This window comes from Salinicola tamaricis, from assembly GCF_003006155.1.
Classification (GTDB): Bacteria; Pseudomonadota; Gammaproteobacteria; order Pseudomonadales; family Halomonadaceae; genus Salinicola; species Salinicola tamaricis.
Genome location: NZ_CP023559.1, coordinates 1758216 through 1780304, shown reverse-complemented (window position 1 = coordinate 1780304; position 22089 = coordinate 1758216). Strand labels below are relative to the sequence as shown.

Genomic DNA, 22089 nt, shown 5'->3' with positions numbered 1-22089 from the left:
CATGGACGACGCTATCTTCCTGTCACTGCTGAAGAGCGCGCTGTGGACGGTGCTGCTGGTCTCGGCCCCGGCGCTGGTGGTGGCCATCGTGATCGGCTTCGGCGTCGGCCTGCTGCAGGCGCTGACCCAGATTCAGGATCAGACGCTGCCGCAGGCGGTGAAGCTGGTCGCGGTGCTGCTGGTGCTGATCCTGACCGGGCCGCTGCTGGCCGGGCAGATCGTCAACGTGGCGGATCAGGTGCTGGACAATTTTGCCGTCTGGTCGCGCTGAGGCAACGCGGCCCATCCGGCTGTAGGAGCGGATCGCGACGTCACACGGCGGGCGCGAGATCCGGGAGAGCGATGAACTACGAAGCGTTTGCCCACTTCCTCAACGACTTCGCCTACCCGCTGATCGCGGCGCTGGCGATCGGCACCGCGCGGGCGCTGGGCCTGGTGATGATGACCCCGGCATTCAATCGGCTCGGGCTCACCGGCATGATCCGTTCGGCGGTGGCGGTGACGATTTCGCTGCCGCTGATGGCCGCGCTGTTCGCCGACTTCACCGCCCTGCGCGACATCGCGAGCGTCGCGCTGATGGGGCTGGTGATCAAGGAGCTGGTGATCGGCGTAGCGATCGGCCTGGTCTTCGGCGTGCCATTCTGGGGCGGAGGTGGCCGGCGAGCTGATCGACCTGCAGCGCGGCTCGACCATGGCGCAGATTCTCGATCCGATGGGCGCCAGCGAAACCGGCGTCACCTCGACGCTGCTGTCGATCATCCTGCTGGCGCTGTTCTTTCTCACTGGCGGTTTCATGCTGCTGCTCGACGGCTTCTATCGCAGCTATGCGCTATGGCCGGCGATCGACTTCACCCCGTTGATGACGCGCGCCTCGGCGATGGCGCTGCTCGGCCTGCTCGATCAGGTGATGCGAATCGGCGTGCTGATGATCTCCCCGCTGGTGATCGCCCTGCTGGTGGCCGACCTGATGCTCGCCTACGTCGCCCGCATGGCACCCAATCTGCACGCCTTCGATCTATCGCTGCCGATCAAGAACCTGCTGTTCAGTTTCCTGATGCTGCTCTACGTGGTCTTCCTGATTCCGCTGATGGTGGATCAGCTCGACGTGCTCAAGCTCAACCTGGCCCGGCTTTCGGCCATCCTCGGAGCGATGCAGTGAACCGCCGCCGCGCCGATACCCTAGGCCAACAGGGCGTTACACGGCGTTGCCGTGCTGCCATCCCGGCGTCATCCGGGCGCCCCAGACTGAGTTCTCCGCCCCGCCCCGAGCCCCCGGCCAAGGAGAGCACCATGCGCGTCGATCCCGATGTCACCCCGGTCAGCACCTCGAATTCGCCCGCCGCCCCGCGCGCCTTCTCCCGTCTGCTCGAACTGGCGCAGAAAGTGGCCAAGGAGGGGAGCGCGGAGAAAGACACCCTCGAACCCGGCAGCCAAGCCTACGAGGAGACGCTGAATTCGCTGGCAGTGGACATGGCGGACGGCATCGACATCGACAAGCGCCGGGTTTCCAGCCTGACGGGAGACGCCGCGGACAAGTTCGAAAAGCTGGTCACCGCCGAGCTCAACGCCCAGCGCGCCGACGGCAAGCGCCCCGACCTGTCCCAGGCGATCGACAACGCCAGGAAAGCGCTGTTCGACCGCATCGGGCATGCCCTCGATAACGCCGACCGCAGCGCCGACAAGGGCCTGGACGTCTTCGCAGGCTACTGGCAGCGCCACGGCGGCGAAGAGGCCGCGATCGACGCGGGTTATGCCGCCTACGGCGGCTTTCTGGCCGATACCACGCACACCGACAACCCCGATTACGAGGACAACCTCAATGCGCTGGCCCTGGGGATGGCCGGCGGCACGCTGACCGACCAGCGCAAGATCCTGCATCTCGACGCCTCGGACACGCTCTCCCAACTCTACAAGAATCTGATCCAGAAACGGATCGATCAGGGCGACGATACCCGGGAAGCGATGGATCACGTCAACGAGGATCTGCGCGAGCGCATCGACAGCGTCGGCGGTGGCGACGTCACCAATGTCTTCGACGGCTATTTCCAGCGTCACGGTGGCGAAGCCGACACCGAGAAGCTGGCCCAGGAGAGCTATCTCGCCAATCGCGACGAGGCCGACATCGCCTATGACGACACGCTGAACTCGCTCGCCTCCGACATGGCCGACGGCATCGATATCGACGACCGCACGGTAAGACCGCTGACCGGAGACGCCGCCAGCCAGTTCCGCCAGTTGGTGGCGTATCAACTCGACCAGCAGCGCGAGCGCGGCGATGCCCCGGATCTCCAGGCGGCCATCGACGACGCCAAGGAAGACCTCTTCGCGCGCACCGGCAACGCCTTGACCGATGCCGACAAGAACAGCGCTGACGGCCTCGATGTGCTCAACGGCTACTGGGAGCGCCACGGCGGCAAGGACGACGCCATCGATGCCGGCTACGCCGCCTACGACGACTTCCTCGCCGACCACACCGTGACCGACAACCCGGACTACGAGGATAACCTCAACGCACTGGCTTCCGGCCTGGCCGGCAGTACCCTGACCGACTCTCGCCAGATTCTGCATATCGAAAGCTCGGAGACGCTGTCACAGCTCTACCAGAACCTGATCGACAGCAAGCTGAGCGACGGCGCCTCCCGCGAGGAAGCCACCGCCCAGGTCAACGACGACCTGCGCGAGCGGATCAAGCACGCGGCCGGAGACGATGGCAACGCGGTGCAGAATGTCTTCGACGGTTACTGGTCGCGGCACGGCGGCGAGACCAACACCCAGCGCCTGTCCGACAACGCGGAGCTGGACACGGCGCGGCGCGATCACGGCCTACCGGCGTTCAGTGATATCGACATCCAGTCGATGGAGACCAGCGAGAGCGACCCGGACGACAGTTCACGCAAGCTGACCGTCAGCGAGCTGACCTGGCAGAACCTGATCGAAACGTGGAAGACGGGGATCGAGGATGGCAGCATCGCCGCTGACGACGAGCGCGCCCAGTTCTACCGTGCCCTGCGCGCCCAGGGGGCGCTCGACAACGGCCTGGATCTGGTCGGTCTCGATATCTCGGAAGGCCTGAGCCTCGATCACGTCACCGGCGACGACCTGACCTCGGTCATCGATGGTAAAAAGCTCGACGCGCGCCTCGGCGAGCTGTTCGCCTCCGAGGCGGTGCAAAAAGATTACGCAAAAGCCCAGAGCGGCGCGATCGACAAGGTCGCCGACAAGGACGCGATCGCGTCGCAACTGGAGGAGACCGCCTTCAGCGAGGCGTACATCGATTACATCAACGACCTGCGTGAAAGCGGCCAGGGTGAACTCGCCGAACAGGATATCTCGCGAACCTACAATGCGCTCTCGGCGCTGTTCCCGGCGACGGAAGAGAGCGACAAGGCGGCCGAATTCGCCCAGAGCCTGCAGCTCGACTCGATAATCACCGATCTCGACGACCTGATCGCCAATCCCGACAACATCAACGACGCCAATACCGCGACGGCGACCCAAGACGTGGTCAAGATGGTGCTGACCGCGCTCAAGCGTGGTGGCGTCGATATCCCGAGGCGCACGGCGGAGTCGATCGACAAGTTCGTCAACGAATATCTCAACGATCAGCAGACGGCGAAGAACTTCGGCAAGGCGCTGCAGGAACTCGGCGACCGTTTCCAGAAAAACGGCGCCATCACCCAGTCGGATATCGACGGCCTGATGAAGAACGGCGTCTACAAGGCGCTCAACGAGAAGACCAACGGCGGCATGCTGTCGCTGATCAGCACGCTCAACAGCAACGGCGCGCTGGGCTCGACCGGCGGATTGATCTCGCTCGCCTCGGGCATCTACCAGCTCGCCGGCGGCGGCAGCAAGCTGGCCGACAGCGACGAGGCGCGGATGGCCGTGGCCAAGGAGTTCATCAGTTTCCTCGGCGCCAGCCAGCACTTCACCAACCTCGGCAGCCACATCACGGACAAGGTCAAGGGCACCCACGTCAACGCCATGCTGGGGCTGGACAAGACGCTGCCGCAGATCTGGGCCGACGACAAGGTCAAGGGCAAAGCACCCGCGCCCGATGCCCACACTTGGGAGCGCTTCAGCGAGAACATCCAGCAGATCATCGATGATGTCCCGGTAGGTGATCAGAAGGCACTGGCCAAGAAGCTGGATATTTCCTATGAAGACGCCAAGAAAATCAGTCGAGGGCGCCCAGAACGGATACGCCAAGAACCCGGCGCTACCCGACGCCACGACGACGACACGCACCATCAGCTCTTTCCTGCGCGTGCTCGACGGCGCGGCCAACTCGGCCACCGGGGCCCTGGATATCGCTCTCGGCGGGCTGATGATCAAGCGCGGCGCCGACAGCGGCGACGGCGCCACCATCGGCCAGGGGGCGGTGACCGTCGCCGCCGGCGCCTTCGGCCTCGCCGGCGGCGCCTCATCGCTGGCCGCCCTCAAGGGCATCGCCGTGGCACGCGCCCCTCCGGGCCGCTGTTCTGGGTTTCCGCCGCGTTGACGCTCGCCACCCTGCCCTTCTCGATCGTCCAGGACATCAAGCGCACCAGCGCTCTCGAAGGCCATGAGGCGGATCTGAAAGATCTCATCGACGCACTCGATCAGGATGGTGTGCTGACCGAGGACGGCGCCAAACGCTACGCCTTTCTGGAAGCCTACGTGAAAAGCTATGGCCAGCGCGATGCGCCGGAGGGCGAAAGCCTCTTCGACTACCGCCGCGACGAATACGAGTTCTTCCTGCGCGAGGGCCATCTGCCCGAAGCGGGCTGGGACGATTTCACCCACGAGGACTACGCCGGTGATGGCGACAATCTGCAAACCCTCATGGATAAAGGCTCGACCGTCGGTGCCTGACGCCGGGCGGGGATCGCCATGAGCCAGCAGCCTTCCGAAGAGAAGTCGCTGCCGCCCTCGGCGAAGAAGCTGCGCGATGCGCGCAGGAAGGGCCAGGTGGTCAAGAGCGCCGACCTGGTCACGGCGATGGTGATGCTGGCCTGCACGCTCTATATCGCGATCAGCGCCAGCGCTATCGTCGCCCGCATCGAAGGCTTGATCGACCTGACCGCCCTACTCTATACCGAACCGTTCGCCACCCTGTGGCCGCGCCTGGTGACGGCCGCCGGTGAGATACTGGTGCTGTCGATCCTGCCGCTGGTGGCGCTGAGCGTGCTGGTGGTGATCCTGACCAATGTGGTCGCCTCCCAGGGGTTCGTCTTCGCCGCCGAGCCGGTTTTGCCCAGGCGGAGAAGATCAACCCGGTGGAGGGCTTCAAGCGTATCTTCTCGGTGCGCGGGGTGACCGAGTTCCTCAAGTCGCTGTTCAAGATGACCGCGCTCGCGGTGGCGTTGATCGTGGTCTATCGCCTGGGTCTGCAGGCGCTGATGGAGTCGTCGCGCTGCGGACTGGGATGCGTTCAGGGCACCTTCCTGGCGCTGCTGCAGCCGTTGGTGATCACCGCGCTGCTCGCCTTTCTGATCGTCGGCGCCGGTGACGTGCTGCTGCAGCGCTGGCTGTTCCGTCGCGATCAGCGCATGACCAAGACCGAGCAGAAGCGCGAACGCAAGGATCAGGAGGGCGATCCGACGATGAATCAGGCGCGGCGCAAGCAGCGCCGCGAGATGCATACGCTCAACGCCAAGCTCGGCGTACAGCACGCCTCGCTCATGGTCGGTACCGGCGACGGCTGGCTGGTCGGCATCCGCTACGTGCGCGGCGAAACCCCGGTGCCGGTGATCACCTGCAAGGCCAATGCCGCCCAGGCCCCGGCGCTATTGGAAAGCGCCTACCAGCGGCGCATCCCGCGGGTCGACGACCCGCTGCTGGCGGAGAAGATCGCTACCCGGGCGGGTAACGGCGACCCCATCCCGGACGGCACCTTCCAGCAGATCGCCGATATTCTCGTCACCGCCCGGCTGATCTAGTCACCCAGCCGCCCGGCTCACCCCAGCAGACCAAACCCCACCGCCGCCGCCACGAGCAGCACGACCACCCGCCACGCCGGCCAGCGCCAGCGCGTCAGTAGCAGGAAGCCGACCAGTGCCAGGGCGATATCCAGCGGTGCGACGATGGCGCTCTGCCAGATCGGGTCATACAGCGCAGCGGCGAGGATGCCGACCACGGCGGCGTTGGCGCCCTGGATCAGCCGCTGTGCACGGACCGAGGCACGCAGGCGCTCCCAGTGGGGCAGCACGCCGATCAACAGCAGCATGCCGGGCAGGAAGATCATCAGCGTAGCCAGCGCGGCCAGCAGCCAGCCGTGGACGCCGGGGGCCATCGCCGCGCCCAGATAGGCGGCAAAGGTGAACAGCGGCCCCGGCACCGCCTGGGCCGCGCCGTAGCCGGTGATGAAGGTGTTCTGTGACACCCAGCCGGGCTCGACCACCGCTGCCTGCAGCAGCGGCAGCACCACGTGCCCGCCCCCGAAGACCAGGGCACCGGTGCGGTAGAAGGCGGCCATCACCGCGAGCGCTGGCCCGCTGTCTGCCGCCGCCATCAGCGGTAACAGCAACAGCAGCGCCAGGAACACGACCAGTGCCGGCAGGCGCCAGCGGCGTGAAGCGGTCACGGGCTGAACGCTGGCAGGCATCGGCGCCGGGCGGCAGCGCCACAGGCCGACCCCCGCGCCCACCAGAATGGCACCCAACTGGCCGGCGGCACCGCCGAGCAGCAGCGCCAGGCACCCAGCGATCAGCGCGATGGTGGCACGGGTCAGGTCGGGGCAGAGCTTGCGAGCCATGCCCCAGACCGCGTGGGCGACCACCGCGACCGCCACCAGCTTGAGTCCATGAATCAACGCCTGACCGGTCTCGCCGCCCAGCGCCGAGGCGCCGGCGGCGAACAGCACCAGCGCCACGGCAGAAGGCAGCGTGAAGGCACACCAAGCGACGAGCGCCCCGCGCAGACCGCCGCGGCGCAGGCCGATGGCAAAGCCGACCTGGCTGCTGGCAGGGCCGGGTAGAAACTGGCACAGCGCGACCAGATCGGCGAAATCCACCTCGCTGAGCCAGCGCCGGCGCACCACGAACGCTTCGCGGAAGTAGCCCAGGTGCGCCACGGGGCCACCGAAGGCGGTGAGTCCCAGCCAGAGAAAGGCGCGGAAGAGCTCCCCGAGCCGGGAAGCGGTCATTGTGGGCATCGACCTATGGCTCACACGTCGAGAACGGTCACACCTCGCCACCACGGCACGACACCGGGCGGCTCCCTATCTCCTCACTGTCCTGCCCCCTCACTGTCCCGGCTGACCGCGGCCAGGGCCAGCCAGGAGGTAGGCACTGTCTCATGTTCGCCCGGGCACCAGCCACCCCGGGGCAGTTACCCGGCCGTCTGTCGCGCGAAGGCATCGGCCTCGGCCAGCAGCCAGTCGACGAAGCGTGCCACCGCTGGCGGCATGTCGCCCGAGGGCGGTGTCAGCAACTCGTAGGTCATCGGCGAGGCGAGCACGTGGCGCTCACCGAAAGGGCGCACCAGCACACCGCTATTCAGCCGATCCATCGCCACGGGGGCATTGGCCAGCATGACCCCGCGCCCGGCGATGGCCTGGTCCAGGGCCAGCCCCGAGAGCGAGTAGCGCCGTTGCGGCGGCGCCACACGGTCGGCGACGCCGGCCGCCTCGAGCCATTCGCGCCAGCCGGGAAAGACGATGCCCTGGGGCGAGTTCCAGCCGACCTCGAGCAGGGTGTGGTGAGCCAGATCGGCGGGCCTCATGGGCCGCGCCTGCTGCGCCAGCAGTGCCGGGGCGCACACCGGAAACAGCACGTCGCCGAACAGCGGGTAACTGGCGACGTCGGGCCAGGGGCCACGGCCATAGCGGATCGCCAGACGCGCACCATCGCCCTGCCAGACGGGCAGCGTGAATGACTGCGTGGCCTCCAGCGAGATCTCGATACCCCCGACCCTGGCTTCGAAATCCATCAGCCGCGGCAACAGCCATAGCTGGGTAAAGGAAGGCGGTGCGCTGAGCGTGAGCATCGGCCCGTGCCGGGCACGTTCGCGCACGGCCCTGACCCCGGCGGCGATGCGCTCGAGGCCGCCGTCGATCTCCCGGGCCAAGTGCCGCCCAGCGTCATTCAGCACCACACGTTGGCATGGCGGGCAAAGAGCGCCACGCCGAGCCGGTCTTCGAGCTGCTTGATCTGCCGACTCACCGCGCCGGGCGTGACACCCAGGCGCGCGGCGGCGTGCTTGAAACTCTCTGCGCGGGCCGCCTCGGCAAAGGCGCGCAGCGCATTCAGCGGTAGACGTTCGACTTTCATAGGGTGAGCTTTCCTGAGCCTTGGCCATCACATTAGTCGTTTGGCGGCGCGACGCCCAGCTGCTGTGATGGGGTTTCGATGCCAACAGGAGAGTGACATGCCAGAGACGCGAGCATCGCACCAGCCGCCAGCGCCACACGCCAACGCCCCGCTACGCCGGCGTCTGGACCCCCAGGCCGGGGCCTTGATGGTGCTGTTCTGCCTGGCGCTGGGCTTTCAACAGGTGGCGATCAAGCTCGCCGCGGCGGATGTCTCCCCACTCACTCAGATTGCCCTGCGCTCATCCATGGCGGCACTGCTGGTGCTGGCGCTGGCCTATCGCCGGGGGCTACGCGTTACCCATTTCCGCGCCCATCTCGGGCCGGGCATCCTGGTGGGGCTGGGGTTCGTGGCCGAGTTCGCGTTCGTCGCCTGGGGGCTCGACTACACCTTGGCATCGCACATGTCGGTGTTCCTTTACACCGCGCCGATCTTCGCCGCTGTGGGGCTGCATCTGCTGGTGCCGGGCGAGCAGCTGACGCGGCGCCAGTGGCTGGGGGTGGGGATCTCCTTCGGTGGCATGGTCCTCGCGCTGGCACCGGCGACCGAACTCGCGCACACCGCGGACATCCTGCGCGGTGACCTGCTGGGGCTGCTGGCCGGGCTGGCCTGGGCGGCGACCACGCTGGTGATTCGCCGCTCCTCGCTCTCCGAAGTGCCGCCGGAGCAGACGCTCTGCTACCAGCTCAGTATCGCCGGTCTACTGCTGCTCCCGGCGAGCGCGCTACTGGGGGATCTCGACGAGATTCGGCTGAGCGGCGTGGCGATCGCCAGCCTGGCCTTCCAGACCCTGGTGATCTCCTGCGCCGCCCTGCTGCTGTGGTTCGCCCTGCTGCGCCGCTACGTCGCCTCACAGTTGGGCATCTTCTCTTTGCTTTCGCCGATCTTCGGCGTCTTGTTCGGTGCGCTGCTGCTGGACGAACCGCTCACCGCCAACTTCCTGGCTGGCGGCGCGACGCTGCTGATCGGGCTATTGGTGGTCACTCGCCAGTAGGCTGGTACCGCCGGCGCTAGACATGCAGCGTGTCGAGCATCGCTTCATCTTCAGCTCATCTCTCTGGTCCAACCTGCCAGTATCGAAGCGAACAGGCACAGGAGTCGAGGATGCCATCTAGCCGGGGACGCTGGGCCGTGGCGCTGGTCCTGTTCGCCATGGCCACACTGGCCATGGCGCAGGATCCGTTCGGGCAACAGAGCGACTTCCTGCCACCGGATCGGGCCTTCAAGCCAACGCTGGTAAGAGACGACAACGGATTAGACATCGACTGGCAGATCGAGCCCGGTTACTACCTCTATCGCCACAGCTTCTCCGCTCAGGCCGATAAGCGCGAACTGTCGCTCGATATCCCCGAGGGGGAGACCATCGAGGACGAGTATTTCGGCCGTTCCGAGATCTACCGTCATGCGTTGCGCATGACCACGCAGCCCGGGGAAGCCGATACCCTCACCCTTCATTGGCAGGGTTGCGCCGATGCCGGCCTCTGCTATCCACCCCAGCAGCGGACTTTCGATCTGGAGTCGGTCGCCGATGCCGGGGGAAGCGACACCGTGAACGCGCCATCTGCCACGTCATCGTCTGTCGCACCGAGCCCCGATCCCCAGACAGGCGCGGCGATGGCGGAAGATCAGCAGCTGGCGGCGCAGCTTGCCGGTGGCAACGGCATCTGGACGCTGGCAGCGTTCTTCGGCATGGGGCTACTGTTGACCTTCACGCCTTGCGTGCTGCCGATGATCCCCATTCTCTCCAGCCTGATCGTCGGCCAACGTCGCAGCGGGGAGAATCCGCGCGCCGCCGGCTTCGTGCTTTCGCTCGCCTACGTTCTCCCCATGGCCGCGACCTACGCGATACTGGGCGTGGCCGCGGCCATGGCCGGCGCCAATCTGCAGATGCTGTTCCAGAACGTCTGGTTCATCGGCATTTTCTCGGTGCTGTTCGTGGTGCTGGCATTCGCCATGTTCGGTGCCTTCGAACTCGAACTGCCGCGGGCGCTGCGTCAGCGCCTGGATGCGGGGCTGTCGAGACAACGCGGCGGCCGCTTCACGGGCGTCGCTACCATGGGGGTGCTCTCCGCCCTGCTGGTCGGCCCCTGCATGACCGCTCCTCTCGCCGGTGCCCTGCTCTTCATCGCCGACACCGGCAATCCGTGGTTGGGCGGTGCGGCGCTGCTCGCGCTAGGCCTCGGCATGGGCGCTCCGCTGGTGCTGATCGGCACGCTCGGCAGCCAGTTGCTACCCCGGCCCGGCGTCTGGATGACCCGCGTCAAGGCGCTGTTCGGCTTCGTGCTGCTGGGCATGGCGATCTGGTTCGTCGCCCGAATCCTCTCGGATGCCATCGTCCTGGGCCTATGGGGCACACTGGGCCTGGCGGTAGCGATCTCTCTCGTCGCCATGGCGCGGGGCAACGGCACGGGTGGCATTCTGCCCCAGTTCGCCACAGCCAGTGCCGCCATCATCGGTCTGTGGAGCGCTTTGATCCTGATCGGTGCCGCCGGTGGCGCCAAGGATCCGTGGCGGCCGCTGTCGGTCTACGTTCCGAGCGGTGTGGCAACGGCCTCCAAAGACGCCCGCGGGAGCGGGCCCGTCGCGTTCGACGATGTAAAGGACCTGGCCACGCTCGAACGCCGTGTCCAGGCCACCGCCAACAGCGGCCAGATGACACTGGTCGAATTCACCGCCGACTGGTGTATCTCCTGCAAGGTCATCGAACGGGAAGTGTTCAGCGACCCGGCCGTGAAGGATGCGCTCCAGGACGTGCAGCGACTGAGTATCGACGTTACGGATGACGACGCCGAGGATCAGGCGATCATGCGGCACTTCGGTGTCGTTGGACCACCGACCCTGATGTGGTTCGGCCCCAACGGTCAGGAGCAGCGCAGCGCACGTATTATCGGCGAGCTGGATGCCGAGGCGTTTCTCGACCGCTATGCACAGGCCAGACAGAACGCCAACGAGTCCACGGAGGGCTGACCATGAATCCGCTCGATCGCAGTATCGCCCTGGGGCCCCTGGGCGTGAGTCTGGGTCAGCTTCTGCTGGTCCTGGCCATGATCGTCGCTCTGATCGTGGGTGCCTGGATGGGCCATCGCAGACAGGTCAGCGTCGGCGATGTTCTGTTCAATGCGTTGCTGATCGGCGTGATCGGCGCACGCATCGTGTTCGTGGCCCACTACTGGCAGAGCTACGACACGTTCTGGTCCTGGCTAGACATCAGGGATCGCGGGTTCGAGCCACTGGCGGGGCTGGTCATCGCTTTCATCTATCTGGCCTGGCGCTTCTGGCGGCAGCCGGCCATGCGTCGCCCCCTGGGTGCAGCGGTTCTCTCGGGTGCCCTGGCTTGGTCGATGACTGCTGGCGCCCTGACATTGATGACACCCAGCGGGGCAAGCCTGCCCTCGACCCCGCTGGCGAACCTCGATGGGTCGCCGGTAGCTCTGCCCACCGTGCTGCTGGCATCCGACCGGCCCATGGTGGTCAATCTCTGGGCGAGCTGGTGTCCACCCTGTCGTCGTGAGATGCCGATGCTGGAACAGGCCCAACGAGAGCGGGAAGACGTGTCGTTCGTGTTCGTCAATCAGGGCGAGAGCGTCGACGCCATCGAGACGTTTCTGCAGCGGGAGTCCCTCTCGCTCGATCATCTCTATCGCGATCCGAACATGACCTTCGGTAGGAAGGTGGGCGCGGTGGCGATGCCGACCACCCTCTACTACGACGCCGATGGCCAGCTCGTCGATACCCACTTCGGTGAGCTTTCCCGCGCCACGCTCGATCGCAGTCTCGAGCGCTTCACCCCATGACGACCCGGACGCACGTTCAACCCGAGTGCTTCACTCGCCCCGGATATCCAGAACAGGAGCCATGGGTAGCGAGAGCGTGACCCGCAGCCCGATACCGTCGCCGGAGGCAAGCCGCAGGCTGCCGCCCGCCCGGGTGGCGATCGCCTCGACGATGGATAACCCCAGACCACTGCCCTGAGGATGGTTGCCGCGATGAAAGCGCTCCGTCAGGCGGGCGATCTGTTCGGGCGGGATGGTCTCGCCCTGGTTGACGATGTCGATCACGGCCATGCCATCCGCCTCGTGCGCCTCGATCTCGATCGGGGTGTCGGGCGAACCGTGACGCATGGCGTTCTCGAGCAGATTGCGCAGCGCGATCACCAGCAGCTCCCCGGACAACGCCGCGTGAAGCCGGTCGACCGAAGCTTGCCAGTGACAGCGATCGCGACTGCCGGTCTCTACCATCGCGGCCTCCAGGGCGTCGCCAAGCCGCGTAGAGTCGACATGCCCCCGAGCGATCTCTTCGCTCTCCATGCGTGCCAGCAACAGCAACTGGTCGAGCGTCTTCGTCAGCCGCATCACCCCCGCCTCCGCCTGCTGCATCGCCTCCCGGCGAGGATCGCCGTCGACGCGTCGCGCGATCTGCAGATGGGTACGAATCGCGGTCAGCGGTGTGCGTAGCTCATGCGCGGCATCGTCGGTAAAGCGCTGCTCCAGCTCCAGCATGCGCCGGGTGCGTGCAAGCAGGGTGTTGAAACCGTCGATCAGCGGGCGAATTTCCCCCGGCAAGCCACGGATCGGTAGTGCCGAGAGATCGTCGTGATCGCGTGACATCAGGCGTCGCTGCAGCCTCGACAGCGGCGACAGACCCCGGGTTACACCCCACCACAGTGCAATCAGGCTGCCGATCGAAGCGAGTAGAAAGGGATAGAACGCGGCACGGCGTACCTGGGCCAGCAACGACTCCCGCTCCCGCAGGCGATCCGCCACAGTGATGCGCTTGTCGTCGTCGACCAGGGTATAGACGCGCCAGCGCTGACCGTTGTGATCGCGGTCGCTGTAGCCTTCGTCATCGACTGCGAGAACATCGTTCATCTCCGGATGCGTACCCGCCACCACCTGCCCGCGCAGCGATGACACGCGGCAGGCGACGCCTTCGAGCGCAGGGATGGTCGATGTCTCGCCGACTTCTCCATCCCAGGCCGCCGCAGGCACGCGATCGAGCAGGCCGGCGACCATTCGCGCCGACTGAGCCAGACGCTGATCCAGCGACGTTTCGAGCTGGGTCGAGAGATCGCGCATCGACCACGCCGCGGTCAGCCCCCACAGCAGCATCAGCGTGATCCCGAGCGTGGCGACGAGACGCAGCCGCAGGCTCATGAGGGCGTATCGCCATGCAGTCGCTCGTCGGCGGGAAGCGCGCCAAGACGATAGCCGACGCCCCGGACCGTCTCGATCACATCGCGTCCTAGCTTGCGACGCAATTGGTAGACTTGCACGTTGAGGGCGTTGCTCTCGATCTCGTCATCGATGCCGTAAAGGCGATCCTTCAACTGGTCGGCGCTCAGTATCCGCCCACGCGCGCGCATCAGCGCCTCCAGCAGCATGAGCTCGCGACGCACCAGCGTCACCGGTACGCCATCCAGCGTCACGCTGCGAGCGACGGGGTCCAGTGCCAGGTGCCCATGGCGAAGGGAGCGATCGATCTGCCCGGCGCTGCGGCGCAACAGCGCCTGCAGCCTTGCCGTCAACTCATCCAGGTCGAACGGCTTGACCAGATAATCGTCGGCCCCGCCCTGAAGACCTTCGACACGACTGGCCACGGCATCTCTTGCCGTCAGCATCAGCACCGGCATGGCAATACCCGCACGACGCCACTGCTGCAGCAGCGCTAAACCATCGCCGTCGGGCAGGCGGCGATCCAGCACCACAGCATCGTAGTCGATCGCGGCCAGCGCCCCGCGTGCACCGTCCAGCGTGGTCACGGTATCGACGACGAAGTCACTCAGCGCCAGTCCCGCTTCGATGCCGGCCGCCACCGGTGCATCGTCCTCCACGAGTAGTACGCGCATGTTTCTCCCGTTTTCACCCGATCCATTCCCGCCCCAGTCTGGCGAACGGCGATGATGCCAGGATGAGTTGGCTCCTCAGTGAGCGGGAGAAAGCCGGCGCGATAGCCACCATCCCACCACCATGGCCACCAGAAACGCAGCCAGCGGCCCGCTCAGCCCCGGCAGCGAGGCCACTGCCGGCCCCGGGCAGTAGCCGGATAGCCCCCAGCCGATACCGAAGAGCGCGGCGCCACCCAGCAGACGGGCATCCAGGTCGCGCCGGGTCGGCAGCTGGAACCGCCCCGCCAGCAGCGGCGTGCCGCGGCGCCACACCAGCCGGTAACCGATGAAGGTAGTGACCACGGCCGCGCGAGCACGAAGATCAGGGTCGGGTCCCAGGCGCCGGCGACATCGAGAAAGCCGATCACCGGGCGGGGTCGGTCATGCCGCTGATCGCCAGGCCCACCGAACAGCAGTCCGGAGAGATAACCCGCCACGGGCTTCATACGCCACCTCCCATCAACTGGTGCACGCTGAACACGGTAAGCATCGCCATCAGCAGGAAGACCAGCGTGGCGGCCAGCGAACGCGGCGAGAGCCGGGCCAGCCCGCATACCCCGTGGCCGCTGGTACAGCCGCTGCCGAGCCCGGTGCCCAGCCCGACCAGCAGCCCGGCGAGCAGCATCGTCGGCGTGCCTGCGAGCGGTGCGCCGATCACCGCACTACCGAGCGCTGCCACGTCACCGCGAGGCGCCACATTGCCCCAGTCGAGCCCCAACAGCAGCAGTAACGCCGGACCGGAGATCAGCCCCAGCAGAAACGCCAGCCGCCAACCGCGGTCACTGCCGCGCTCGAACAGCGCGCCGGAAAGCATGCCGCTGATCCCGGCGATCCGCCCCAGCAGCCCCATCAACAGCGTGGCGGCGAGCCCGATCAGCCCCCCGCCCACCAGCCCGTGCAGTGCACTCGATAGCGTCATCACCGCTTCCTCCTCATGACATTCGCGATCCCGCGATGGTCGGACTCACTTTGTCGCCGGGCAGGCCGGCGTGGCGATACACGGGTGACTCAAGGGCGCCGCCCCGCGACCGTGCAGAGCGCACCAGGCGTCGAAGGTGCTCAGGAAGACCCGGCCGTTGAGCGTCTCCAGCAGCTCGGTGCGGCTCAGGCGGTCCATCACCGGCCCTTTCACTTTCGGCCAGATGCAGCCCGATGCCGCGCTCGCGCAGGCGCCGGTTGAGCGCTTCGAGCTCTCCAGCGCACTGGCGTCGATCACGTTGATCGCCTGACACGCCAGCACCAGATCGTGGGGCGGCGCGTGCGATTGACCACCGCAGTGACCGATCTTCCAGATGGCGCACGTTGGCGAAGTAGAGGCTCTCGTCGACGCGCAGAATGGCCACCCCGGTGTCGGTCTCCACCGCGTGGCGGCGCACGTTGCGAAAGTGCTCGGTCCCCGGAATGCGCCTACCTCGGCGCTGTGAGGCCGGCTGGTGCCGTAGAGATGCAGCGCCAGCGACATGCCCACACCGACCAGAATCCCCAGGTCCACCCCCAGCATCAGCGTCGCCAGCGCGGTGGCGGTCATCGCCACGCCCTCGCCGCGGGCGTAGCGCCAGACGCGCCGGAACGCCGGCAGATCGATCAGCGACAGGGTGGCGATGACGATGGTCGCCGCCAGGGTCGCCAGCGGCAGCAAGCCCAGCCACGGCGACAGGCACAGCATGGCCAGGGCGATACCCACCGCGGTGAAGGCGCTGGCCGCCGGGGTACGGGCGCCGGCATCGAAGTTGACCACCGAGCGCGAAAAGCCGCCGGTGATCGGCATGCCGCCGGTGAAAGCCGCCGCCAGATTGGCGCCACCCAGACCGATCAGCTCCTGGTCCGGGTCGACCGTCGCCGCGGCGCATCGCCAGTGCCTGGGCCACCGAGACCGACTCCACGTAGCCGACGATGCTGATCAGCACCGCCGAGCCCAGCAGCGAACGCCACAGCGCCGGTTCCCACGCGGGCAGGTGCAGCGGCGGCAGCCCGGCGGGGATCGGGCCGATCACCGCGACCTCACCGCCAGCCAGCCGCAGCACCGGCAATGGCGGCGGCCAGCGCGATGGTCACGATCGGCCCCAGCTTGATCAGCACAGCGGCCGCGCCCGCCGGCACGCCGCAGCGTACCAGCAGCGCCTTGCCGTGGCGGCGGATCGCCCATAGCAGCGCCAGCGAGCCCAGCCCGACCAGCAGCGTCGGCAGACTCAGCCCCGGTAGTGCCCCGGGCAGCGCCTGTGCCAGCGCCGGCAGCGTGGCCCCGGAGAGCTCGATGCCGAGCAGCGACTTGAGCTGGCTCGCCGCGATCAGCAGCCCCGAGGCACTGACGAAGCCGGTCATCACCGGGTGGCTCAGGAAGTTGACCAGAAAGCCCAGCCGACACAGCCCCATGATCAGCAGGATCGCCCCCGAGAGCAGCGCCAGCACCAGCGCCGCGGCGATATACGCCGCCGACCCCGCGGGGGCGACCGGCGCAAGGGCCGCGGCGGTCATCAGCGAGACCACCGCCATCGGGCCGACCGAGAGCGTCGCGCTGCTGCCGAGCAGGGTGTAGATCACCAGCGGCACCAGGCTGGCATAGAGCCCCACCACCGGCGGCAGACCGGCGAGCATGGCGTAGGCCAGCGCCTGCGGAATCAGCATCAGGGCGACGATGATCGAGGCGAGCAGATCCTGGCCCAGCAGGCCGGCGTGGTAGTGCCGCCCCCAGTCGAGGATCGGCAGCCAGCGCGCCCACCCGCACCGAGGCAGCGGGGTCATGCGCTCACGGCTCCGCTACCCGCGCACCCCCGGCCCAGGGACGTGCGCATGCTCACCCCCGCGCCTGCGGCTTGGCCAGCCACTCGCGCCCCTTGAGCAGCAGATGCCAGTAGATCAAGGGGAGCGCTGCGCCTTGAGGTGCCAGCCGAGCCGGGTCGGCCGGTGGCCTGATTGAGCCAGGCGGGAAGGTCGGCTGCAGCTGGCCGCCGTAACCGAACTCCGCCAGCACCACCCCGGCCGCGTTTCCACCGTCAGCGGGCAGGCGCCATACCCCGCATAGCCGGAGGGCATCGGCTTACCATCAAGTGCCGCCAGCAGGTTGTCCGCCACCACCGGGGCTTGCTTGCGCACCGCGGCGGCGGTCTTGGCGTTGCTGGTACCGCTGGCGTCGCCGAGCCCGAAGACATCCGGGTAACGGTTGTGCTGAAGGGTCTCGGCATCGAGATCGAGCCAGCCGCCGGCGTTGGCCAGAGGCGATTCACGCACCAGCCGCGGGGCACGCTGGGGCGGCACCACGTGGAGCATGTCGAAATAGGTCTCGATCTCCTCACTGGCCTCACCGTCGGTGACGCGAAAGCGCGCCTTCTGGGCCGGGCCGTCCACGGCGATGAGATCCTGCTGGAACTGCTTGTGGATACCGTAGCGCTGAACGTACGCATCCAGTGCCGGCACGAAGTCCGAGACGCCGAACATCACCCCGCAGCCAGCGTTGTGGAAGTTGACCTCGATATCGCCCAGGACGCCCTGCTTTTCCCACTCGTGACAGGCGAGATACATCGCCTTCTGCGGTGCCCCGGCGCACTTGATCGGCATCGGCGGCTGAGTGAACAGCGCCTTGCCGCCGCGCATGCCCTGCACCAGCGACCAGGTATAGGGCGCCAGATCGAAACGGTAGTTGGAGGTGACGCCATGGCTGCCCAGGCTCTCCTCGAGCCCCTCGATCGCCTGCCAGTCGAGCTCCAGCCCCGGCGCCACCACCAGCGCCCGATAGCCGAGCGTCGAACCATCACCCAGCGCGACCTGGCGGGACTCTGGCAGCAGGCGCTCGGCGCTGGTCTGGTGCCAGGTGACGAAGCTCGGCATCACCGAACGCATCGAACGGCGCGTCTGCTCCGGGGTGAAGACACCGCCACCTACCAGGGTCCAGCCGGGCTGATAGAAGTGATCCTGCGCCGGCTCGACGATGGCGATGTCGAGATCGGGTTGGCGCCGATGCAGGCTCGCCGCCGTGGCGATGCCACCGGCACCGCCGCCGACGATCACCACATCATGGTGCCGGGTGGTGGATGCCGTCGAGGCGTCTGGGGTCTCACTCATGAGGCTGTCTCTCCTGCGGCCTGTGCTTGTGTCATATCGATGGGGGCGGCGTAGCGAGCGGGCCACCTCACTCCCAGGCCGCGCCCTCCAGCGCATCCAGCGGGATCTTGAGGTAGCGCTTGCCGTTGTCTTCCGGTTCCGGCAGACGGCCGCCACGCACATTCACCTGCAGCGCATGCAGGATCAGCTTGGGCATCGGTAGCTCATGATCGCGCTGGCGCAGTGCGACGTACTCCGCCTCGCTGCTCTCGCCCAGGCGATGCTGTTGTGCTGGCGCTGTTCGCGAACAGTGCTCTCCCACTGCGGCTCGCGGCCGTCGGGCATGTAGTCGTGGCCGGTGAACAGGCGGGTGTCATCGGGCAGGGCGAGAATCGCCTGAATCGAATGCCATAGCTGGTGGGCGCTGCCCCCGGGGAAGTCGGCCCGGGCGGTGCCGAAGTCGGGCTGGAACAGGGTGTCGTGGACGAAAGCGGCGTCGCCGATCACATAGGTGACCGAGGCCAGGGTATGCCCCGGCGAGTGCATCACCCGCACCGGCAGTTCACCCAGGGTGAAGGTCTCGCCATCGCTGAACAGGCGGTCCCACTGGCTACCGTCGGTGGGCAGTGCCGGCCAGTTGTAGATGCGCTTCCACAGCGCCTGGACCTCGACCACCTGGGCGCCGATCGCGGTCGGCGCGCCGGTCTTGTCGTGCAGGTAGCGCGCGGCGGAGAAGTGATCGGCGTGAGGGTGGGTATCCAGAATCCACGCCACCTCGAGCCCTTCCCGGGCGATATAGGCGAGCAGCTCATCGGCGTGGTGGGTCGCGGTCGCCCCGGATTTCTCATCGTAGTCGAGCACCGGATCGATGATCGCGCAGCGGCGCGTGGCCGGGTCACTGACGACGTACTGGACGCTGAAGGTGCGCGGGTCGAAGAAGCCGGCGACATCGGGCCGGCCGCGTTCCCGATCACCACGGGAGAGAGCGAAGGTATGCATGACGGCTCCTTGGTGGGCGACCTCCACAGCATAGCGCCATTTAAGTTCTAACGTTATATCTTTTTGAAATATACCTTATGCCGTTTCTCCTGCATGGGGACAGGCTTTCCGGTACCTTGCTGGCCGCCTTGAACTACGATCGGGCCACTGGCGCGCAACGGAACCGGACGGGCGAGTGACGCTGCAGGCCTTGGCACTGTGCAAGCGCGCGAGCGCGGGTTTTCGCTTGCCAAAGTGGCCTTCTAGCCAGTCAGAAAGGCCCTATGAAAACATAAGGTGGTAGGAATCCATGGGCTATGATGGGCTGACTCGGGCGGCCTCTCAGAGGGTGTCGTACAGACGGGTTATCCCGTGGTCGACGCTGTTGTCGACGATATGGCCGGGTGGATTTTGTTCTTTTCGGTTGTGCTGCCATTGGTGGCGCCGCCGATGTTGAGACGGCACTTGTTGAGGCGGCACGACGACAGCTATCGATCGCTATCACATCAGATAGCTATCCCGTAGCTGTCGGCCGATATCCCTCGATGGTCTCTGTTTGAGAAGTCTGCCCTGCTGAGCCCGGCGGCGCATGAGAGGCGCTGCCTGATGTGTTGTTTCCGTTAGCGGTGGTGAACAATGGAAGTGCGTTACTGCTCCAGATTGATGCTCGTGAACGAACAGAATGCCTTGTTGCTGTTTCAATACCAGGATGAACATACGTCGTCTGCTTTTTGGGCCACGGCAGGCGGAGAACTGAAACCGGGTGAGTCCTACCTTCAGGCGGCCAGCCGGGAGCTGTACGAAGAGACGGGTCTGCGCGAGGAGATCGGGCCGCTGGTAATGGAGCGCGAAGCCGTGTTCGCTGTTGCCCGTTCGCAGCCGGCGTTGTGGCGGGAACGTTATTACCTGGTGCGCTGCCCCAAGACATCCCAGGTTTTCGCGGCGGATTGGACCGATGAGGAAAAGGCCACCATCCAGCGATGGAAGTGGTGGTCGCGGGAGGCGATGCGCGCCGAGGGACGCCAAGCCTTCAAGCCCGAGAACCTGATCGACCTGCTGGCCGATATCATTGAGAGCAAGCCGGCAAAGTGAAGATCTCATCAAAGCACGATAGTGGAGAGTCGGGCCCGGCCTGGCTCTTGAAGCACGGCCTGGCAAAACCGTCTGACTCGATACAACCGATTCCGGCTATCCACGTGGTTCAGCGGCGAGTATCCATTGCCCGGCATTGATAAAATGAGGGGCGACGGTGATTGTCTTTTTCCTCGACTACGCTGTCGCATTGAAGGAAGCCGCGGCGGTCATGACCGTCGCGGTTTCTCTGTCTGCCCCCCTCTTGGGTGTTACTAGACTCGCAAGGGCGCGAGCCTGGGCGCAATCATATTCTCCGGGCGCAGGATATCGGCGAGCGAGGCTTGATCGAGCAGGTTCTCTTCGAGCACCAGCTCCAGCACGCCGCGGCCGGAGACCAGCGCCTCGCGGGCGATGCGCGTGGCGTTGTCGTAGCCGATATGCGGGTTGAGCGCGGTGACCAGCCCGATCGAACGCTCCACCATCTCGCGGCAGTGCGCCTCGTTGGCGGTGATGCCCTCGATGCAGTGCTCGCGCAACATGTGCATGGCGCGGGTCAGCAGGCGGATGGAGTCGAACAGCTTGTAGGCGATCAGCGGCTCCATCACGTTCAACTGGAGTTGCCCGCCCTCGGCGGCCATGGTCAGCGCCAGGTCGTTGCCGATCACCTCGAACGCCACCTGGTTGACCGCCTCGGGGATCACCGGATTGACCTTGCCGGGCATGATCGAGCTGCCGGGCTGGCGCGGCGGCAGATTGATCTCGTTGAAGCCGGCGCGCGGGCCGCTGGAGAGCAGGCGCAGGTCGTTGCAGATCTTGGAGAGCTTCACCGCCAGGCGCTTCAACATGCCCGAGAAGAGTACGAACGCCCCCATGTCGGAGGTGGCTTCGATCAGATCCTGGGCCGGCACCAGCGGCTGGCCGCTGATCGCGCCGAGGCGCTCCACCGCCAGACGCTGGTAGCGCGGGTCGGAGTTGATCCCGGTGCCGATGGCGGTGCCACCCAGGTTGACCTCGCACAGCAGGCGCGGAATCTGCGCCTCCAGGTGGCCCAGATCCTCGCCCAGGGTGGTGGCGAAGGCGTTGAACTCCTGGCCCAGCGTCATCGGCACCGCATCCTGCAGCTGGGTGCGGCCCATCTTGAGCACGTCGGCGAAGGCCGCGCCCTTGTCCGCCAGCGCATCGCGCAGCTGCGCCAGACTGCCCAGCAAGGCATCGTGGCCCAGCAGCAGGCCGAGGCGGATCGCGGTGGGGTAAGCGTCGTTGGTCGACTGCGCCATGTTGACGTGGTTGTTGGGGTGCAGGTGCGCGTAATCCCCCTTGGCGTGGCCGAGGTGTTCGAGTGCCAGATTGGCGATCACCTCGTTGGCGTTCATGTTGGTCGAGGTACCCGCCCCGCCCTGGATCATATCGACCACGAACTGATCGTGGTGCTCGCCGGCGATCAGCGTCTGGCAGGCGTGGCGGATCGCCCCCAGCCGGGTGGCATCGAGATAGCTCAGCTCGTGATTGGCCTCCGCCGCGGCCTGCTTGACCATGGCCAGCGCGATCACCAGCTTGGGATAGTGCGCCAGGGGCACGCCGCTCAGGTGGAAGTTCTCCACCGCGCGCTGGGTCTGGATGCCGTAGTAGGCGCTCTGGGGTACGGGCAGCATGCCCAGCAGGTCCTTCTCTTCACGGGTGGGGATCGCGTCGGCGTCAGTGCCGAGATCCGGGGTCGCCATCATGGTGGGTATCGTCTTCAGTCAGGGGGTTCGAACGGCCTGGGCGCCGGTGTACTGGCGCCGCTGGGCGTAAGGTAACGCCGCGCCGGCCCGCCTGCCCAAT

Annotated in this window: 16 protein-coding genes and 5 pseudogenes; 8 read left to right on the top strand and 13 right to left on the bottom strand. The window is 66.5% G+C overall.

Annotated features, from left to right (window positions below; all coding sequences use genetic code 11):
• The first annotated feature begins 1 nt into the window (after window position 1).
• The 4 genes and pseudogenes from sctS to CN538_RS26115 all read left to right on the top strand — a co-directional run bounded on the left by sctS (window position 2) and on the right by CN538_RS26115 (window position 5921).
• Window positions 2-271, top strand: a complete 270-nt coding sequence (sctS, locus tag CN538_RS08220; protein WP_035473023.1) for a type III secretion system export apparatus subunit SctS — start codon at window positions 2-4, stop codon at window positions 269-271.
• 71 nt (window positions 272-342) lie between these two features.
• Window positions 343-1159: pseudogene (gene sctT, locus CN538_RS26120) on the top strand (type III secretion system export apparatus subunit SctT).
• A 131-nt stretch (window positions 1160-1290) separates the two neighbouring features.
• Window positions 1291-4854 carry a hypothetical protein gene (locus CN538_RS08210; protein ID WP_106419119.1) on the top strand — a complete coding sequence of 1188 codons (3564 nt, stop codon included), beginning with the start codon at window positions 1291-1293 and terminating at the stop codon, window positions 4852-4854.
• 18 nt (window positions 4855-4872) lie between these two features.
• Window positions 4873-5921: pseudogene (locus CN538_RS26115) on the top strand (EscU/YscU/HrcU family type III secretion system export apparatus switch protein).
• 17 nt (window positions 5922-5938) lie between these two features.
• Here the strand turns inward: CN538_RS26115 and chrA are convergent.
• The 3 genes from chrA to CN538_RS22430 all read right to left on the bottom strand — a co-directional run bounded on the left by chrA (window position 5939) and on the right by CN538_RS22430 (window position 8252).
• Window positions 5939-7126: a chromate efflux transporter gene (chrA, locus tag CN538_RS08200; protein WP_242495674.1), complete on the bottom strand. Its 1188-nt coding sequence runs from the start codon at window positions 7124-7126 to the stop codon at window positions 5939-5941.
• 185 nt (window positions 7127-7311) lie between these two features.
• Window positions 7312-8049 (bottom strand): LysR substrate-binding domain-containing protein, encoded by a 738-nt coding sequence (locus CN538_RS08195; RefSeq protein WP_242495673.1) that lies wholly within the window; start codon window positions 8047-8049, stop codon window positions 7312-7314.
• Window positions 8050-8066: 17 nt separating this feature from the next.
• Window positions 8067-8252, bottom strand: coding sequence for a helix-turn-helix domain-containing protein (locus CN538_RS22430; RefSeq protein ID WP_242495672.1), 186 nt, complete (start codon window positions 8250-8252; stop codon window positions 8067-8069).
• Window positions 8253-8349: 97 nt separating this feature from the next.
• Between CN538_RS22430 and CN538_RS08190 the strand changes: the two genes are divergently transcribed.
• The 3 genes from CN538_RS08190 to CN538_RS08180 are packed head-to-tail and all read left to right on the top strand — an operon-like array spanning window position 8350 to window position 12085.
• On the top strand, window positions 8350-9285 hold the full coding sequence (locus tag CN538_RS08190; protein WP_106419117.1) for a DMT family transporter: 936 nt from the start codon (window positions 8350-8352) through the stop codon (window positions 9283-9285).
• Between the two features lie 29 nt (window positions 9286-9314).
• Entirely contained in the window at window positions 9315-11258 is a 1944-nt protein-coding gene (gene dsbD / locus CN538_RS08185; RefSeq protein ID WP_242495671.1) for a protein-disulfide reductase DsbD, read from the top strand.
• A gap of 2 nt (window positions 11259-11260) precedes the next feature.
• Window positions 11261-12085: a prolipoprotein diacylglyceryl transferase family protein gene (locus CN538_RS08180; protein WP_106419115.1), complete on the top strand. Its 825-nt coding sequence runs from the start codon at window positions 11261-11263 to the stop codon at window positions 12083-12085.
• 30 nt (window positions 12086-12115) lie between these two features.
• Here the strand turns inward: CN538_RS08180 and CN538_RS08175 are convergent, their stop codons facing one another.
• The 9 genes and pseudogenes from CN538_RS08175 to CN538_RS08145 all read right to left on the bottom strand — a co-directional run bounded on the left by CN538_RS08175 (window position 12116) and on the right by CN538_RS08145 (window position 19212).
• Window positions 12116-13444 carry a sensor histidine kinase gene (locus CN538_RS08175; protein WP_106419114.1) on the bottom strand — a complete coding sequence of 443 codons (1329 nt, stop codon included), beginning with the start codon at window positions 13442-13444 and terminating at the stop codon, window positions 12116-12118.
• On the bottom strand, window positions 13441-14136 hold the full coding sequence (locus CN538_RS08170) for a response regulator (RefSeq protein ID WP_106419113.1): 696 nt from the start codon (window positions 14134-14136) through the stop codon (window positions 13441-13443). The genes CN538_RS08175 and CN538_RS08170 overlap by 4 nt, the downstream gene beginning before the upstream one ends.
• A gap of 75 nt (window positions 14137-14211) precedes the next feature.
• Window positions 14212-14621: pseudogene (locus CN538_RS08165) on the bottom strand (DUF6691 family protein).
• Window positions 14618-15094 carry a YeeE/YedE family protein gene (locus CN538_RS08160; protein WP_106419112.1) on the bottom strand — a complete coding sequence of 159 codons (477 nt, stop codon included), beginning with the start codon at window positions 15092-15094 and terminating at the stop codon, window positions 14618-14620. The pseudogene CN538_RS08165 and the gene CN538_RS08160 overlap by 4 nt, the downstream one beginning before the upstream one ends.
• 45 nt (window positions 15095-15139) lie before the next feature.
• The gene (locus tag CN538_RS25080) at window positions 15140-15967 is read right to left on the bottom strand and encodes a SulP family inorganic anion transporter (protein ID WP_340638324.1); all 828 of its coding nucleotides are present in this window, start codon (window positions 15965-15967) and stop codon (window positions 15140-15142) included.
• 109 nt (window positions 15968-16076) lie between these two features.
• Window positions 16077-16169 (bottom strand): annotated as a pseudogene (locus CN538_RS25075) (hypothetical protein); the annotation flags it as partial.
• Window positions 16170-16176: 7 nt separating this feature from the next.
• Window positions 16177-16917, bottom strand: coding sequence for a SulP family inorganic anion transporter (locus CN538_RS25070; RefSeq protein ID WP_340638289.1), 741 nt, complete (start codon window positions 16915-16917; stop codon window positions 16177-16179).
• Between the two features lie 114 nt (window positions 16918-17031).
• Window positions 17032-18234, bottom strand: a complete 1203-nt coding sequence (locus CN538_RS08150) for an NAD(P)/FAD-dependent oxidoreductase (RefSeq protein ID WP_242495670.1) — start codon at window positions 18232-18234, stop codon at window positions 17032-17034.
• 67 nt (window positions 18235-18301) lie between these two features.
• Window positions 18302-19212: pseudogene (locus CN538_RS08145) on the bottom strand (MBL fold metallo-hydrolase).
• A 615-nt stretch (window positions 19213-19827) separates the two neighbouring features.
• Here CN538_RS08145 and CN538_RS08140 point away from each other — a divergent pair.
• On the top strand, window positions 19828-20283 hold the full coding sequence (locus tag CN538_RS08140; RefSeq protein WP_106419111.1) for an NUDIX hydrolase: 456 nt from the start codon (window positions 19828-19830) through the stop codon (window positions 20281-20283).
• Window positions 20284-20537: 254 nt separating this feature from the next.
• Here the strand turns inward: CN538_RS08140 and CN538_RS08135 are convergent, their stop codons facing one another.
• Complete coding sequence (locus CN538_RS08135) at window positions 20538-21989, bottom strand: aspartate ammonia-lyase (RefSeq protein WP_242495669.1); 1452 nt, start codon at window positions 21987-21989, stop codon at window positions 20538-20540.
• Window positions 21990-22089: the final 100 nt, after the last annotated feature.

What these genes read in the sequence shown, in the direction of transcription:
- sctS (WP_035473023.1), top strand. Translation starts at nt 2, where the DNA reads ATGGACGACGCTATCTTCCTGTCACTGCTGAAGAGCGCGCTGTGGACG.
- CN538_RS08210 (WP_106419119.1), top strand. Translation starts at nt 1,291, where the DNA reads ATGCGCGTCGATCCCGATGTCACCCCGGTCAGCACCTCGAATTCGCCC.
- chrA (WP_242495674.1), bottom strand. Translation starts at nt 7,126, where the DNA reads ATGACCGCTTCCCGGCTCGGGGAGCTCTTCCGCGCCTTTCTCTGGCTG.
- CN538_RS22430 (WP_242495672.1), bottom strand. Translation starts at nt 8,252, where the DNA reads ATGAAAGTCGAACGTCTACCGCTGAATGCGCTGCGCGCCTTTGCCGAG.
- CN538_RS08190 (WP_106419117.1), top strand. Translation starts at nt 8,350, where the DNA reads ATGCCAGAGACGCGAGCATCGCACCAGCCGCCAGCGCCACACGCCAAC.
- CN538_RS08180 (WP_106419115.1), top strand. Translation starts at nt 11,261, where the DNA reads ATGAATCCGCTCGATCGCAGTATCGCCCTGGGGCCCCTGGGCGTGAGT.
- CN538_RS08175 (WP_106419114.1), bottom strand. Translation starts at nt 13,444, where the DNA reads ATGAGCCTGCGGCTGCGTCTCGTCGCCACGCTCGGGATCACGCTGATG.
- CN538_RS08170 (WP_106419113.1), bottom strand. Translation starts at nt 14,136, where the DNA reads ATGCGCGTACTACTCGTGGAGGACGATGCACCGGTGGCGGCCGGCATC.
- CN538_RS08160 (WP_106419112.1), bottom strand. Translation starts at nt 15,094, where the DNA reads ATGACGCTATCGAGTGCACTGCACGGGCTGGTGGGCGGGGGGCTGATC.
- CN538_RS25070 (WP_340638289.1), bottom strand. Translation starts at nt 16,917, where the DNA reads ATGACCCCGCTGCCTCGGTGCGGGTGGGCGCGCTGGCTGCCGATCCTC.
- CN538_RS08150 (WP_242495670.1), bottom strand. Translation starts at nt 18,234, where the DNA reads ATGAGTGAGACCCCAGACGCCTCGACGGCATCCACCACCCGGCACCAT.
- CN538_RS08140 (WP_106419111.1), top strand. Translation starts at nt 19,828, where the DNA reads ATGGAAGTGCGTTACTGCTCCAGATTGATGCTCGTGAACGAACAGAAT.
- CN538_RS08135 (WP_242495669.1), bottom strand. Translation starts at nt 21,989, where the DNA reads ATGATGGCGACCCCGGATCTCGGCACTGACGCCGACGCGATCCCCACC.